The sequence below is a fragment of the Burkholderia mycopellens genome (genome assembly GCF_964265025.1).
GTDB lineage: Bacteria > Pseudomonadota > Gammaproteobacteria > Burkholderiales > Burkholderiaceae > Burkholderia.
This window is the reverse complement of record NZ_OZ183802.1, coordinates 972,451-986,020: the sequence shown is the minus strand read 5'-3', so window position 1 is coordinate 986,020 and position 13,570 is coordinate 972,451. Positions and strand designations below refer to the sequence as shown.

The following is a 13,570-nucleotide window of genomic DNA, read 5'->3' as shown; positions in this document are numbered from 1 at the left end:
GATTCGCGCCGCCGGAAAGCGCTTCAGCCCTCGCGCCCCGGCACGGGCGCATCGGCCGCCTCGCTGCCTGCCGCTGCGGCACCAACCTCGGTCGCCGGATACGCATGCTTCTGCAACTCCGCAAGCGACTCGGCCGTCGGCTTGCCGACCTTGGCCTGTAGCGTCGCGAGCGCAGCCGCGATCGCGTCGCGCGCCGCGGCGGACGTCGCCCGCCGGTCGCCACCCGGTGCGATCGGTTCGCACACGTACAGGTGCGCGATGATCGGGCCGCCGCGCAACACCATGTCGAGCGACCTGCCGAGCGCCACCTCGCCCGTATAGGCCGGCGCGACCGACTGCCGCTGCTGCGCATCCTCGTACATCAGGCAGATCGGCTGCACCGCGCAGCCGGCCGATACCGCAGCCTGGAACAGGTTCGCATGGAACGGCAGCAGCTCCTGCCCGTCGGTCGTCGTCCCTTCCGGAAACACGCACATCAGCCCGCCGTTGCGCAGGCGCTCGGCCATCTCGTGCATGACCCGCATCGCCTCGGTGCGCTTCTCCCGCTGCAGGAACACGGTGTCGAGCTTTTCGGCGAGCCAGCCGACGACCGGCCATTGCCGCACCTCGGCCTTCGACACGAACGGCGTCGGCCGCCACGCGTTGACCGTGTAGATGTCGAGCCAGGACACGTGATTGCCGACCACGAGCGCGCTCGCGTCGAGCCGTGCGCCGTCGTTATGGACGACGAGGCGCATCCCGCAGATCCGCAGCAGCTTGAGCGACCAGCGGCGCGTCATCTCGGCACGCCGCGCGGGCGTGACGTGCGAAAAACGCAGCGCGACGATCACCATGCCGCGCAACAGGTGAAAGACGAGACGCAGCTTGCGAAAGGCAATCATGGCGAAAGTCCGGCGTGGTTCAGGGGCGCTCGAACGCGATCTGCCCGGCGACGAGCGTCGTGCGCACGCAGGCGGGCAGTTCGTAGCCGAGGAACGGCGAGTTGTGGCCCTGGCTCTTCAGCGCACGCGGCTCGACGCGCCAGTGCGCACGCGGGTCGAACACGCACAGGTCGGCCGCGCCGCCTTCGGTGAGGCGGCCAGCCGGCAGCTGCAGCACGTCGGCCGGCGCGGACGTGATGCGGCGCAGCGCCTGCGCGAGCGGCGTACGCGTTTCATCGGCCCACTTCAGCGTCAGCGACAGCAGCAGTTCGAGCCCCGTCGCACCCGGCGTCGCTTCGCCGAACGGCAGCAGTTTCTCGTCGTCGTCGACCGGCGTGTGGTCGGAGCAGATCGCGTCGATCGTGCCGTCGGCGAGTGCCACGCGAATCGCTTCACGATCGCGCTCGCTGCGCAGCGGCGGATCGAGCCGGAACTGCGAATCGAAGTAGCCGATGTCGACGTCGATCAGATGCAAGTGATTCACGCCGACGTCGCAGGTCACGGGCAGCCCCTCGGCCTTCGCCTCGCGCACGAGCGCGAGGCCAGCCGCCGACGACAGCCGCGCGAGGTGCACGCGTGCGCCCGTCACGCGCATCAGTTCGAAAATCGTGTGGAGCGCGATCGTCTCGGCCGCGACCGGCACGCCGGACAACCCGAGCCGCGACGCCAGCGCACCGCTCGCGGCGACACCGCCGCGGCCGATGAATGCGTCTTGCGGGCGCAGCCACGTGGTGTAGCCGTAGGTGCTCGCGTACTGCAGCGCACGCAGCAGCACCTGCGTATCGCGCACCGGCACGTTGGCGTGCGTGAAGCCGACGCAGCCGGACTCGGTCAGCGCGACCATCTCGGTGATCACTTCACCCTTGAGGCCGACCGTCAGCGCGCCGAGCGGATGCACGTTCGCCTGGTGCAGGTTGCGCGCGCGGAACTTGAGCATCTCGACGAGGCCCGGCTCGTCGAGCACGGGGTCGGTATCCGGCGGGCACACGAGGGTCGTGACGCCACCCGCGACGGCCGCGGCCATCTCGGATGCGAGCGTCGCCTTGTGCTCGTAGCCGGGCTCGCGCAGCCGTGCGCACAGGTCGACCAGGCCGGGCGCGACGATCAGGCCCGACGCGTCGATCGTCCGGTCCGCGTTGAAACCGGCCGGCGCCGTGCCGAGCGCGGCGATCTTGCCGTCCGCGACGAATACGTCGGCCTGCTGCTCGGTGCCGGCGACCGGGTCGATCAGCGTGCCGCCTTTGATATGAATCTTCATGCGCTGTCTGTGAATGCGTTGATTGCGTGAATAAGGATGCGCGAAAGCGGGCTCAGTCGCTGTTGCCTGCGACGATGCCCATCACGGCCATCCGCACGGCGATGCCGAACGTGACCTGGTTGAGGATCACCGACTGCGGGCCATCGGCGACCTGCGAATCGATCTCGACGCCGCGGTTCATCGGGCCCGGGTGCATCACGATCGCGTCGGGCGCGGCGAGCGCGAGGCGCTCGGGCGTCAGGCCCCAGGTCTTGAAGTATTCCTGCGCCGACGGCAACAGCGCGCCGCTCATCCGTTCGTTCTGCAGGCGCAGCATGATGATCACGTCGACGCCCTTCAGCCCTTCGTCGAGGTTGTGGAACACCTTCACCCCCATCTGCTCGAGCCCGCCCGGCAGCAGCGTGCGCGGGCCGATCGCACGCACTTCCGGCACGCCGAGCGTGGTGAGCGCGTGAATGTCGGAGCGCGCGACCCGCGAATGCAGGATGTCGCCGACGATCGCCACGCGCAGCTTCGTGAAGTCGCGCTTGTAGTGACGGATCGTGTACATGTCGAGCAGGCCCTGCGTCGGGTGCGCATGGCGGCCGTCGCCGGCGTTGATCACGTGCACGTGCGGTGCGCAGTGCTCGGCGATCAGGTACGGTGCGCCGCTCGACGCGTGACGCACGACGAACAGGTCGGCATGCATCGCCGACAGGTTGTTGATCGTGTCGAGCAGCGATTCGCCCTTGCTCGTCGACGACGCGTTGATGTTCAGGTTCAGCACGTCGGCCGACAGGCGCGTCGCGGCGATCTCGAAGGTCGTGCGCGTGCGCGTCGAGTTCTCGAAGAACAGGTTGAACACGGACTTGCCGCGCAGCAGCGGCACCTTCTTCACTTCACGGTCCGTCACGCTGACGAACTGCTCGGCCGTATCGAGGACGTGGTTGACGATCGAGCGCGGCAGGCCTTCGATCGACAGCAGGTGCTTCAGCTCGCCGTTTTTCGTGAGCTGCGGGTTGCCCTTCAGGAAGCCGTAGCGGAACCGGTCGGGGCTCGCGGCCGCAGCGGGATTGCCGGTGCGGCCAGTGGTGTCGGTGGTCATGATGTGCGTGATTCCAACTATGCAAACGGGCCGCGGTGCAAACCAGCGGCCCGGGATACGGTTCGCGTGTCGTTCAGGCGCCGTGCGCCTCGACGCGCAGCGTGAACTGCGCATCGTCGCGCGCGAGCACGAGCGTCGCGCCGGCCGGCACGTCGAGTGCGCCGCCGGCGAAGCGCGCGGCGACCGGCAATTCGCGGCCGCCGCGATCGGCGAGCACCGCGAGCTCGACCGCGGCCGGACGGCCGTAGTCGAACAGCTCGTTGAGCGCCGCGCGCACGGTGCGCCCGGTGTACAGCACGTCGTCGACGAGCACGATGCGCGCGCCGTCGACCTCGAACGGCAGGGACGTCGGGCTGGCCTGGCTGTGCAGCCCCTTCTTCGCGTAATCGTCGCGGTGCAGCGCGACGTTCACGACGCCGAACGCCGGTGCGCCAAGATCGCGCGCGAGGCGCTCGGCAAGCCATGCGCCGCCGCTGTAAATGCCGGCGAGCCGCGGGCCGCCCGGTTCGGCGAAAGCCGAGCCGTACGCGGCGCGGATCTGGTCGAGCAGGACGCGGTAAAGCGCCTCGGCGTCAATGGTGCTCATGGTCGGACAATTGATCGAGATACTGTTGAAGGATGACGCGCGCCGCCTCGGCATCGAGCATCTCGGCCCGGGCGCGGCCGCGCACGTTGCGCTCGCGCAGCCCGGCCTCGGCCTCGACCGACGAATAGCGCTCGTCGACCCACGTGACCGGCAGCCCGAAGCGGCCGTTCAGCTGATTGCCGAAGCGCTTCGCCTGCTGCGTCATGTCGTGCGGCGTGCCGTCAGGGTGCATCGGCAGGCCGACGACGAGCGCGTCCGGCCGCCATTCGGCCAGCAGGTCGCCGACCGCCTTGAAGCGGTGTTCGCGGTTCAGGTTCTGGATCACGACGAGCGCACGGGCCGAGCGCGTCAGCGCATTGCCGATCGCGACGCCGATACGCTTTTCGCCGTAGTCGAACGCGAGGAGCGTCGCATCGCGCGCGCTCGCGCCACTCATGCGTGCCCTGCTTCGCCGGACAGCATCGACGAACTGACGCCGAGCAGGCCGAGTGCGGCTTCGAAGCGCTCTTCGGCCGGCGTATCGAACACGATGCGCGGATCGGCGGCCACGGTCAGCCAGCCGTTGCGGGAAATTTCTTCCTCGAGCTGCCCTGCCCCCCAGCCCGCATGGCCGAGCGTCAGCAGGAAGCGCTTCGGGCCGGTGCCCGTCGCGACCGCCTCGAGCACGTCCTTCGACGTGGTCATCTCCAGCCCGCCCTCGACGGACATCGACGAGTTGTAGCTCGCGCCCTCCACCGGCTCGTGCAGCACGAAACCGCGCTCGGTCTGGACCGGGCCGCCGAAGTACACCGGGATGTGCAACAGCGGCTCGATGTCGAGCTTCAGGTCGATGCGGTTGAACAGCGATTCGAGATCGATGTCGGTAGGACGATTGATGACGAGGCCGAGCGCACCGCGCTCGCTGTGATCGCAAAGATAGACCACCGTTCCCGAGAACGTCGGATCGGCCATGTTCGGCATGGCGATCAGGAACTGGTTGGTGAGATTGATGCGATCGGAAGGCTTTGACATGGTTTGAATTTTAGCAAAGACGCCGCGGCCTGACCGGGCCGCGATCAACAAGCAACGCCGCACCGCGCTGGCAACGGCGCGCACGGATCACACGGCACTCTAACACGCGCGCGGGCGCTGTCGGCAGCGTGTTGCGGGCCCGCGCGGCAAGGGCTGCCGCCGCATGTTCGCCCCCTCGTTCGTCAGGCCCGGCCGAGCGCCGCGCCGAGCGCGCTGGACACCGCGGTGAGGTCCGGCGGCGCAACGCCGGCGGCAATCTTCAGCAGCGCCGCGCGCAGCATGTCGGACGCGTGGCCGTGTGCATCGAGGCCGCCGTCGGCGAGCGGCACGCCGTGCGCCGCACGCCGCCACGCCAGGCCGAGCGTGTCGGCCAGAAGCGCCGCGTGACCGAGCCCGAGCGCACATGCTGCCGCGCCGACCCGGTAGGCCGCGCCGGACGCATGCCATGCGGCACCCGCGTCGGCCCCGGCCGGATCGGCCGCGAGGTCGGCCATCGACGCATCGGCCGTCTGCAGGAAATCCTCATAGGCATGCGCATTGACCGTCACGACGCCGAGCGCGCGAGTCGGCGCGGCGGCGACCGCATCGTGCTCGGCCCGGGCGGCATCGGCCTCCCACAGCGCTTCGGACGCGGGCGTGCCGGCGACGTGCCAGTCGACCGTCAGCCCGTAGTCGTGCAGCACGTCGACGAGCGCGACATCCTCGGCCGCGGCGCCGAACAGCGCGAAATCGCGCCACAGCAACGCCACCGTCTCGCGCACGAGTTCGGGCGGCGCACTGCGTCGGCCCTGCGCGTGCTCGCCGAGCAGCAGGTTCATCCGCGCGAGAAAGCGCTTCAGCTCGGGCGCGCCGCTGGCACGCAGCGCGCGCACGCACGCGGCCGCGAGCCGCCAGAAATCGTATGGATCGTCATCGGCGAGCGCGGCCAGCACCGTATCGAGTTCATCGAGTGCCGCATCGGGCGTGCGATGTTCCGCACGCAGCACGCCAAGCAGCGCCTGTTCGTAGCGGGCGCGAATCCGGGTCGCGAACGCATCGGGCAGCGCGCGCAGCGTGGCCGGCGGTACCGCGCGGCCGACGAGCGCGAGCGCGTCGAGCGGCGCGTTGGCGCGCAGGTCGGCGGCGCTTTGCGCGCGCAATGCACGGAAATGTTCGAAGAGAACGGGTGAGCAGGCGAGCTCGCGCAGGTTGTGGCGTGCGACGGCCGCGCGGAAATCGCGTAGCGCGGCACGCCAGCCGGCCGAAGTCGGCTCGACGGCGACGAGCGGCACCGCGGCCGACAACTGCCCCGCGAAACGCGCGGCCGGCAGCCAGCCGGCCTCCGCCAGCACGGCCGCCGCAGCGGACAGCGGCGCGGCTGCGTCGTCGCGATGCTCGAAAGCGTCGGCGGCCGCCGCAAGCCATGCGTCGGCGGCACGCACGGCCCCGCCGCGCGGGTTGGGCAGTGCGTCAGGGTGGGGAACGTTCGCCGGTTCGGGCCTCATGCACACGCGCGCCTGTCATCGTCAAGTCGCTCGCGCGAACCTCGACGCGCGAGCGCCGGGCCGATGCGAGGCCTGAGCGGTGTGTCCGTGGGCCAAGGGTCCGGTCAGATCTGGACCATCTCGAAGTCTTCCTTGCGGGCGCCGCATTCAGGACACGTCCAGTTGATCGGGACGTCTTCCCAGCGCGTGCCCGGGGCAATGCCCTCTTCCGGCAGCCCGGCTTCTTCGTCGTAAATCCAGCCACAAATCAGGCACATCCAGCTCTTGTATTCCATCTTAAGCCGCGTCGGGAAAGTCGGTAAATTCGGGAGCCATGATGGTACCGTGTCGGGGCCGGACTGCCTAGCAATCGCGCTGGAGTAACGCGACTACGTTGCGCCGCGCTAAAAAATCCATCGTGCAGGCCGGATTCCGCCGCATAATGACTGAAAAGTGCGGCCTGCCGGGCAACACAGGGCCAAAAATGCCCATTTCGCCTCGCCGTCCGCATGCCCGTCGCTTTCCCGTTTTTCTCTTGCCCCATTTTTACATGTCCAGCAACGCCCCTCCGATCGTCCTCACCTTCGGCCTGTCCGATCCCACCGGCGGCTCCGGCATTCAAGCCGATCTGATGACTTTGGCGAGCATGGGCTGTCACGGTGTGTCCGTCCTGACGGGCTACACCGTGCGCGACTCGGCCGCCTGCGACGAAGTGACCGGCCTCGATCCCGACGTGGTCGCCGCCCAGGCGCGCATGCTGCTCGAAGACATGCCGGTTGCAGCGTTCAAGATCGGCGCGGCGACGCGCGCGGAAGTCGTGAGCGCAATCGCCGAGGTCGTCGCCGACTACGACGGCGTGCCGCTCGTGCTCGCGCCGGACTTCACGCTCGACGACGAGCACGTGCTCGCAGCCGACGACCTGCGCGAATCGATCGCCGACCTGCTGGCGCCGCAAACCACGCTGCTGGTCGCCGACTACGCGACGCTGATCGCGCTCGCGCAGCCGGACGGCGACGCCGAGGCGCCGAATCTCGACGCGGCCGTCTCGCACCTGCTGTCGCAGGGCTGCGAGTACATCCTGTCGTCCGAGACGGGCTCGCACCGGCTCGTCAACACACTGTACGGCGAGGAGGGCCAGCTCCGCGAGGACATGTGGGATCGCTCGCCGCACCGGCTGATGGGCATCACCGATACCTTGGGCGCGGCCATCGCGGCACTGCTCGCGAACGGCCAGGAGCCGCCCGAAGCCGTTCGCGAGGCGCAGGAATACCTGTACCAGTCCGTACGTGACGCGTTCCGGCCCGGCATGGGTGCGTACCTGCCCGACCGGTTCTTCTGGGCGCGCAGCAACGAAGACTCGGATACGCCGCCGGCCGTGAAGGCCGACACGGTGCCGAGGACGTCGCACCGGCATTGAGGTGAGCACGGCGGTGCATGCCCCGCCGCTGCCCGCTGCCCGTGTCACGGCCTTGGGGCGCGGCATCTTCGGCCACCCCGCGCATGCATCGAAATGTGCGCACATAAAAAAAGACCCGCATCGCTGCGGGTCTTTTCTTTTGGCTGGAACGCGCATCGCTGCGCGCTCCGGACACCATCGACCGAAGTCGATTACATGTCCATGCCCATGCCGCCCATGCCGCCCGGCATGCCGCCCGGCATCGGAGCGTCTTCCTTCGGCAGTTCAGCAACAGCTGCGTCCGTCGTCAGCAGCAGGCCTGCAACCGAAGCTGCGTTCTGCAGTGCGGTACGCGTGACCTTGGTCGGGTCGACAACACCGGCTTCGACCATGTCGACGTACTCGCCCGTCGCCGCGTTGTAGCCGTAGTTGCCCTGGCCTGCAGCAACTGCCGCCACCACGACGCTGGCTTCTTCGCCGCCGTTCGTGACGATCTGGCGCAGCGGCTCTTCCATGGCGCGCAGCACGATCTTGATGCCGGCGTTCTGGTCGGCGTTAGCGCCGGTCAGGCCTGCGATCGCGGTGCGAGCGCGGATCAGCGCAACGCCGCCACCTGCCACGATGCCTTCTTCCACAGCTGCGCGCGTTGCGTGCAGTGCGTCTTCGACACGTGCCTTCTTTTCCTTCATTTCGACTTCGGTCGCTGCGCCGACCTTGATCACTGCAACACCGCCGGCCAGCTTGGCCACGCGCTCTTGCAGCTTTTCACGGTCGTAGTCCGACGTCGCTTCTTCGATTTGCGCGCGCACTTGCTTCACGCGTGCTTCGATGCTCGCGGCTTCGCCTGCGCCGTCGATGATCGTCGTGTTTTCCTTGCCCACTTCGATGCGCTTCGCCTGGCCCAGTTCTGCCAGCGTTGCCTTCTCGAGCGTCAGGCCGGTTTCTTCCGCGATCACCTGGCCGCCGGTCAGGATCGCGATGTCTTCCAGCATCGCCTTGCGACGATCGCCGAAGCCCGGCGCCTTGACCGCAACGGTCTTCAGGATGCCGCGGATGTTGTTGACGACCAGCGTTGCGAGCGCTTCGCCTTCGATGTCTTCAGCGATGATCAGCAGCGGACGGCCTGCCTTCGCGACTTGCTCGAGCACCGGCAGCAGATCACGGATGTTCGACACCTTCTTGTCGTGCAGCAGCACGAACGGGTTGTCGAGGACGGCGACTTGCTTTTCCGGATTGTTGATGAAGTACGGCGACAGGTAGCCGCGATCGAACTGCATGCCCTCGACGACGTCGAGTTCGTCGGCCAGCGACTTGCCGTCTTCGACGGTGATGACGCCTTCCTTGCCGACCTTGTCCATCGCTTCAGCGATGCGATCGCCGATCGACGTGTCGCTGTTCGCCGAGATCGAGCCGACCTGTGCGATTTCCTTGTTCGTCGTGCACGGCTTGCTGATCTTCTTCAGCTCTTCGACAGCCGCTGCGACTGCCTTGTCGATGCCGCGCTTCAGGTCCATCGGGTTCATGCCCGATGCGACGTACTTCATGCCTTCGCGGACGATCGATTGCGCGAGGACGGTTGCCGTCGTCGTGCCGTCGCCTGCGTTGTCGCTGGTCTTGGAAGCCACTTCCTTGACCATTTGCGCGCCCATGTTCTGGAGCTTGTCCTTCAGCTCGATTTCCTTCGCGACCGACACACCGTCCTTGGTGACCGTCGGGCCGCCGAAGCTGCGCTCGAGCACGACGTTGCGGCCCTTCGGACCCAGCGTGACCTTGACTGCGTTGGCGAGAATGTTCACGCCTTCGACCATCTTCGAACGGGCGGAATCGCCGAATACGACGTCTTTAGCTGCCATCTTCTAACTCCTTGAATTCTTGGGAATATGTACCGTCGGTGGACGCTTACTTGGCGTTGACCACGGCCATGATGTCTTCTTCGCGCATGACCAGCAGTTCGTTGCCGTCGACCTTCACGGTCTGGCCTGCGTACTTGCCGAACAGGACGCGATCGCCGACCTTCACGTCGAGCGCGATTGCCGCGCCCTTGTCGTCACGCTTGCCCGGGCCGACGGCCAGGACTTCGCCCTGATCCGGCTTTTCAGCTGCGGCGTCGGGGATCACGATGCCCGAGGCGGTCTTGGTTTCTTGATCCAGGCGCTTGACGATCACGCGATCGTGCAAAGGACGAAGGTTCATATTCACTCCTCTCTTGACTGAGATTGAAGAACGCTTAGGGAATCTGCCCGGCTTGGCGCCTGGCAGAGAATTGTTAGCACTCTCGTGCAGCGAGTGCTAATTATATGGACGGGTTTTGACAAATTCAAGAAGGGGGATCGGCGGTTTTTTTTCGGGCCGGCGAGGCGCGCCCGGCTTTGAGCCTTGATCACTTGGCCGCGTGCCCGGGACGATCAGGACGATGCAGGAGGAGCGGAGATATGTTCCACAAAAACAATGACTTACAGAGGCCCACACGTGAGAGCCGATGTGAGCTGAGAAGGCGCCTCGAGCCGCTTGCCCGAGCCGCCGTCACGGATCCCCCGCAGCGGCCACAGTACCTCAGGGAAATCCCGTACAACAAGCCGCATCCAAACAAATTAAATGGGGCGCGGACGCTCCGTTGCGCTCGCGATGCGAACGCGCGGCAGCCCCCTCGCCCCGTTGGACCGACGAATCCACCTGAATTTTCTACAGCAGCGCAGGCACCGGACGCTCGGAAACGGCACGCTGCGACACATGGCCAGGGACCGCAAAACGTTCCACCGTCGAACCTTTGTCGACCGTATCCAGCCGGTAGCCATGCGTATACACGGCACACAACTGCAGCCCGTTTTCCGGACGAAGCACCAGTTTTTGTCGGAGTCGATAGATGTGGGTGTCGAGACTCCGGGATGTCCCATCCAGCGCCCGCCCCCACGCCAGCGTCGACAACAAATCCCGGGAAAGCACGTTCCCGATGTTATTGAACAAGAAATTTGCCAGCGCAAATTCCTTTGCCGTCAAATCGATGATCTTTCCGTGTAGCGTGATAGTACGCGCAAGCGGATTCAGAACATACGCGCCGATCTCGACCCTGCCATCGAGTTTTTTGTTGCGGCCCTTTCGACGCAACAGCGCATTGACGCGAGCGGCCAACTCGATCTCGCGGAACGGCTTACCGATGTACTCGTCGGCGCCTGCGTCCAGCGCGGCAGCGACATCTGCTTCAAGCGTTCTCGCAGCCAGGAACAAGACGGCCGGTTCGGCTCCGACGTTAGCCCGAATCCAGTGCAACAAATTCAGGCCATCGGCATCCGGAATTCGCCAATCGAGCACGATGAGTTCGACCATCTCCCTTTTAAGATACCGGACGGCTCTCGCGCTATCGCACACCCGGAAAATTTCCCGATTCGTCCCTCGCAGCGCCCTTTCAAAGGCTGACGCCTGACCCGGATCCCCTTCCACCAACAAGATACTCATAACACCCCCAGCCTTCGTCGACTCGAATGATTTACATCGCACACCAAATCGATCGCACGGATACACCAGTACAAACTTGACGTCTTATTTTTAACCACTGCCGATCGATTGAAACCAGCCTCACCTCAACACCAACCTCAAAACCCGATCAGTCCACAGCCTTCCAACCTGATCCGCCACCCTATTTTCAAAAGTACGCCTCCCCGCCATGCACCTGGCGCCGACGAACGGCACGGGCGATACCGGTTAGCAGAACGTCACAAGCGTCTCATCGCGAAACTGCCAAGCACTCCGGCACCCTTGTTGACGACCTTCAATCCCGCCCTCGAGCCGGCAATGAGTCGAACCGATTCGTCGTCGCTGGATGCAACGCGACCCATCCCGCGTCAGCATGTCAGTCAGATGTTACTGACATATCAGTAGAATATCGAAGCACTTGCCCGAGATCAAAGGGGGTAAACCCGTTCCCTAACCTTGACCCTTTTAGCCTCGAGTTGAAAACAGGGGACGCCCGCTCTAATATGTTAGTAATATTCTTTTGGCGATCGCTTAGGCACATGAACGGACTGACGGGTAACACCCTTGCCGAACAGGCTCACCAGAAACTGGAAGAACTCATCGTGACGCTGGAACTCGCGCCCGGCAGTGTCTGGTCGGAGGCGTCGCTTGCGGAGAAGCTGAATACCGGGAGAACGCCCGTTCGAGAGGCCGTACAACGATTGGCTGCTTCGCATCTCGTTCAGGTCGTTCCGCGTCACGGCATCATGATTACCGTGCCGAACATTCACGATCAGTTGCTCGTGCTCGAAACACGCCGTGAACTGGAACGCCTCATCGCGCAGCGCGCTGCGCGGCGCGCCTCGCCCGAGGAACGCGCGCAGATCCGCGACGTCGCTGACGAACTCGACGTGGCAGGCGAATCGCGCGACGTCGTCGCCTACTTGAGGCGCGTATACGTGGCCAATCAACTTACCGCGCAGTTTTCGCGAAATCGCTTCGCCGCCGAGGCCATTGCGCCATTACATGCGTTGTCGCGCCGCTTTTACTTCATGTATCACAAGCAATTGAATGACTTGCCGACCGCAAGCCTGCAGCACACGCGGGTCGCACGCGCGATAGCCGACGGCGACGAGCAGCAAGCCGGGGTTTCATCAGACTTGATGATGGACTATATAGACGCATTCACCCGAGACTGTTTCACCCGCGATTTCGAGCCGAATCATCCGCGAATCGCGGTCTGACAACGCGCCGCTGCCGCCATTCAACGCATTGACCTGGGCGGTGCCTTCTCATCTTTACATCGCGTTCTTATTTCACACGCTCGATGAAGCGAGCAGGCCGCCACGCCTGGCGTATGCCGCGCAAACTCAACGCCGCACATACGTCAGCGCCTCGACGTCACGACTGACGATTGGCGCGTGCAACGCGATGACTGCGATGTGAAGACGACGATCCTGTTCTGATATTGATGGGATCACGCCCGTCGCAACCCGCACTTGCGTCGCCGTGCCATCAACGCGCGATTCCGCACCGCTCGATCAGCCCTTCCACCTGCGCCTCTCGAACGGGTTCCGAAATATAGTAGCCCTGACAATCAATTTGGGGCATCGCTCGCAGCCACGAAAATTGAGCCTCGGTTTCAACGCCCTCGACGACAACATGCTTTCCCAAGCGGGTCCCGAGCTCGACGAGCGTTTCGACCATGGTTCTCGATTCGACGTTCTCGTGGACGTCGCGCATGAAAGACCGGTCCAGCTTGAGCGTATCCACTTCGAGACGATGCAACTTGCTCAGCGACCAACACCCCGAACCAAAATCGTCGATTGCAACGCTCACTCCCATCCTCCGAATCGGAGCGATAGCTGCTGCGAGTGTGTCGATCGGACCCGGATCGATGGATTCCGTCAGTTCAATTTGGAAATTCGCGGCACACACGGCATGCGAATCCAGAATAAAAGACAAGCGTTTTGCCAACCCCTCCCGGGTAATCTCACGAGCAGGAAAATTTGCAGACAGAGACAAGTTCTCGTATCCGAGTGCAGCCCAACCAGCAAGCACCCGCGCAGACTCATCGATCACGTAATCCGTAAATCGGCGTGTCAGATGCGAATTCTCGACAAGGTCGATAAACGCTGCCGGCATCAACACACCACGTTCCGGATGATGCCAGCGTATCAACGACTCGAATCCGGACAGCAATCCCGATTGAAGGCGGAGCTTGGGCTGATAGACGAAAAAGAACTCTTTCCGAGCCAATCCACGCTCCGCGTCTTCGACAAGATCATCAGTACTGCAATGCACGGCCATAGCATCCACCGCGATCTCCCATGCACACGCTCGGCATCGCAGTGCCTGCCGATACAGCGTCGCTCCCACACCGTCCTTTCCGTCGGCCGTGC

General features: G+C 64.9%; 14 protein-coding genes. 2 read left to right on the top strand and 12 right to left on the bottom strand.

The features are described from left to right. Positions 1–23: 23 nt before the first annotated feature. The 8 genes from ACPTTC_RS04565 to ACPTTC_RS04530 form a co-directional block, all read right to left on the bottom strand. On the bottom strand, positions 24–881 hold the full coding sequence (locus tag ACPTTC_RS04565; protein ID WP_423391687.1) for a lysophospholipid acyltransferase family protein: 858 nt from the start codon (positions 879–881) through the stop codon (positions 24–26). 19 nt (positions 882–900) lie between these two features. Next, on the bottom strand, positions 901–2,178 hold the full coding sequence (locus ACPTTC_RS04560; protein ID WP_423391686.1) for a dihydroorotase: 1,278 nt from the start codon (positions 2,176–2,178) through the stop codon (positions 901–903). A 52-nt stretch (positions 2,179–2,230) separates the two neighbouring features. Beyond that, positions 2,231–3,262 (bottom strand): aspartate carbamoyltransferase catalytic subunit, encoded by a 1,032-nt coding sequence (locus tag ACPTTC_RS04555; RefSeq protein WP_423391685.1) that lies wholly within the window; start codon positions 3,260–3,262, stop codon positions 2,231–2,233. A gap of 73 nt (positions 3,263–3,335) precedes the next feature. Further along, a complete protein-coding gene (gene pyrR, locus ACPTTC_RS04550; protein ID WP_175966846.1) occupies positions 3,336–3,848 on the bottom strand; it encodes a bifunctional pyr operon transcriptional regulator/uracil phosphoribosyltransferase PyrR in 513 nt (170 codons plus the stop codon). Beyond that, positions 3,835–4,284 (bottom strand): Holliday junction resolvase RuvX, encoded by a 450-nt coding sequence (gene ruvX / locus ACPTTC_RS04545; RefSeq protein ID WP_027788201.1) that lies wholly within the window; start codon positions 4,282–4,284, stop codon positions 3,835–3,837. The genes pyrR and ruvX overlap by 14 nt, the downstream gene beginning before the upstream one ends. Then, positions 4,281–4,859, bottom strand: a complete 579-nt coding sequence (locus ACPTTC_RS04540; protein WP_011351143.1) for a YqgE/AlgH family protein — start codon at positions 4,857–4,859, stop codon at positions 4,281–4,283. Before ACPTTC_RS04540 ends, ruvX begins: the two co-directional genes overlap by 4 nt. Before the next feature lie 182 nt (positions 4,860–5,041). Beyond that, on the bottom strand, positions 5,042–6,343 hold the full coding sequence (locus tag ACPTTC_RS04535; protein ID WP_423391684.1) for a hypothetical protein: 1,302 nt from the start codon (positions 6,341–6,343) through the stop codon (positions 5,042–5,044). Between the two features lie 104 nt (positions 6,344–6,447). Beyond that, on the bottom strand, positions 6,448–6,618 hold the full coding sequence (locus ACPTTC_RS04530) for a rubredoxin (RefSeq protein ID WP_004186709.1): 171 nt from the start codon (positions 6,616–6,618) through the stop codon (positions 6,448–6,450). A gap of 254 nt (positions 6,619–6,872) precedes the next feature. Here ACPTTC_RS04530 and ACPTTC_RS04525 point away from each other — a divergent pair, with 254 nt between their 5' ends. Then, positions 6,873–7,739 (top strand): hydroxymethylpyrimidine/phosphomethylpyrimidine kinase, encoded by an 867-nt coding sequence (locus ACPTTC_RS04525; RefSeq protein ID WP_175966839.1) that lies wholly within the window; start codon positions 6,873–6,875, stop codon positions 7,737–7,739. A 191-nt stretch (positions 7,740–7,930) separates the two neighbouring features. Here ACPTTC_RS04525 and groL read toward each other — a convergent pair whose 3' ends face one another. From groL to ACPTTC_RS04510, 3 genes are all read right to left on the bottom strand, one after another. Then, the gene (gene groL, locus ACPTTC_RS04520; protein WP_423391683.1) at positions 7,931–9,571 is read right to left on the bottom strand and encodes a chaperonin GroEL; all 1,641 of its coding nucleotides are present in this window, start codon (positions 9,569–9,571) and stop codon (positions 7,931–7,933) included. Positions 9,572–9,617: 46 nt separating this feature from the next. Continuing rightward, the gene (gene groES / locus ACPTTC_RS04515; protein ID WP_175951513.1) at positions 9,618–9,911 is read right to left on the bottom strand and encodes a co-chaperone GroES; all 294 of its coding nucleotides are present in this window, start codon (positions 9,909–9,911) and stop codon (positions 9,618–9,620) included. A 489-nt stretch (positions 9,912–10,400) separates the two neighbouring features. Continuing rightward, complete coding sequence (locus ACPTTC_RS04510) at positions 10,401–11,171, bottom strand: response regulator transcription factor (RefSeq protein WP_423391682.1); 771 nt, start codon at positions 11,169–11,171, stop codon at positions 10,401–10,403. Positions 11,172–11,728: 557 nt separating this feature from the next. On the opposite strand from ACPTTC_RS04510, the gene ACPTTC_RS04505 reads away from it, so the two are divergent. Beyond that, on the top strand, positions 11,729–12,412 hold the full coding sequence (locus ACPTTC_RS04505; RefSeq protein ID WP_423391681.1) for a GntR family transcriptional regulator: 684 nt from the start codon (positions 11,729–11,731) through the stop codon (positions 12,410–12,412). Positions 12,413–12,683: 271 nt separating this feature from the next. Here the strand turns inward: ACPTTC_RS04505 and ACPTTC_RS04500 are convergent, their stop codons facing one another. Then, positions 12,684–13,547: an EAL domain-containing protein gene (locus tag ACPTTC_RS04500; protein WP_423391680.1), complete on the bottom strand. Its 864-nt coding sequence runs from the start codon at positions 13,545–13,547 to the stop codon at positions 12,684–12,686. Between the last annotated feature and the right edge of the window lie 23 nt (positions 13,548–13,570).

Excerpts from the sequence above, each read along its gene's own strand:
- ACPTTC_RS04535 (WP_423391684.1), bottom strand. The coding sequence starts at position 6,343 with ATGAGGCCCGAACCGGCGAACGTTCCCCACCCTGACGCACTGCCCAAC.
- ruvX (WP_027788201.1), bottom strand. The coding sequence starts at position 4,284 with ATGAGTGGCGCGAGCGCGCGCGATGCGACGCTCCTCGCGTTCGACTAC.
- ACPTTC_RS04505 (WP_423391681.1), top strand. The coding sequence starts at position 11,729 with ATGAACGGACTGACGGGTAACACCCTTGCCGAACAGGCTCACCAGAAA.
- groL (WP_423391683.1), bottom strand. The coding sequence starts at position 9,571 with ATGGCAGCTAAAGACGTCGTATTCGGCGATTCCGCCCGTTCGAAGATG.
- ACPTTC_RS04525 (WP_175966839.1), top strand. The coding sequence starts at position 6,873 with ATGTCCAGCAACGCCCCTCCGATCGTCCTCACCTTCGGCCTGTCCGAT.
- pyrR (WP_175966846.1), bottom strand. The coding sequence starts at position 3,848 with ATGAGCACCATTGACGCCGAGGCGCTTTACCGCGTCCTGCTCGACCAG.
- groES (WP_175951513.1), bottom strand. The coding sequence starts at position 9,911 with ATGAACCTTCGTCCTTTGCACGATCGCGTGATCGTCAAGCGCCTGGAT.
- ACPTTC_RS04530 (WP_004186709.1), bottom strand. The coding sequence starts at position 6,618 with ATGGAATACAAGAGCTGGATGTGCCTGATTTGTGGCTGGATTTACGAC.
- ACPTTC_RS04555 (WP_423391685.1), bottom strand. The coding sequence starts at position 3,262 with ATGACCACCGACACCACTGGCCGCACCGGCAATCCCGCTGCGGCCGCG.
- ACPTTC_RS04540 (WP_011351143.1), bottom strand. The coding sequence starts at position 4,859 with ATGTCAAAGCCTTCCGATCGCATCAATCTCACCAACCAGTTCCTGATC.
- ACPTTC_RS04560 (WP_423391686.1), bottom strand. The coding sequence starts at position 2,178 with ATGAAGATTCATATCAAAGGCGGCACGCTGATCGACCCGGTCGCCGGC.
- ACPTTC_RS04510 (WP_423391682.1), bottom strand. The coding sequence starts at position 11,171 with ATGAGTATCTTGTTGGTGGAAGGGGATCCGGGTCAGGCGTCAGCCTTT.
- ACPTTC_RS04565 (WP_423391687.1), bottom strand. The coding sequence starts at position 881 with ATGATTGCCTTTCGCAAGCTGCGTCTCGTCTTTCACCTGTTGCGCGGC.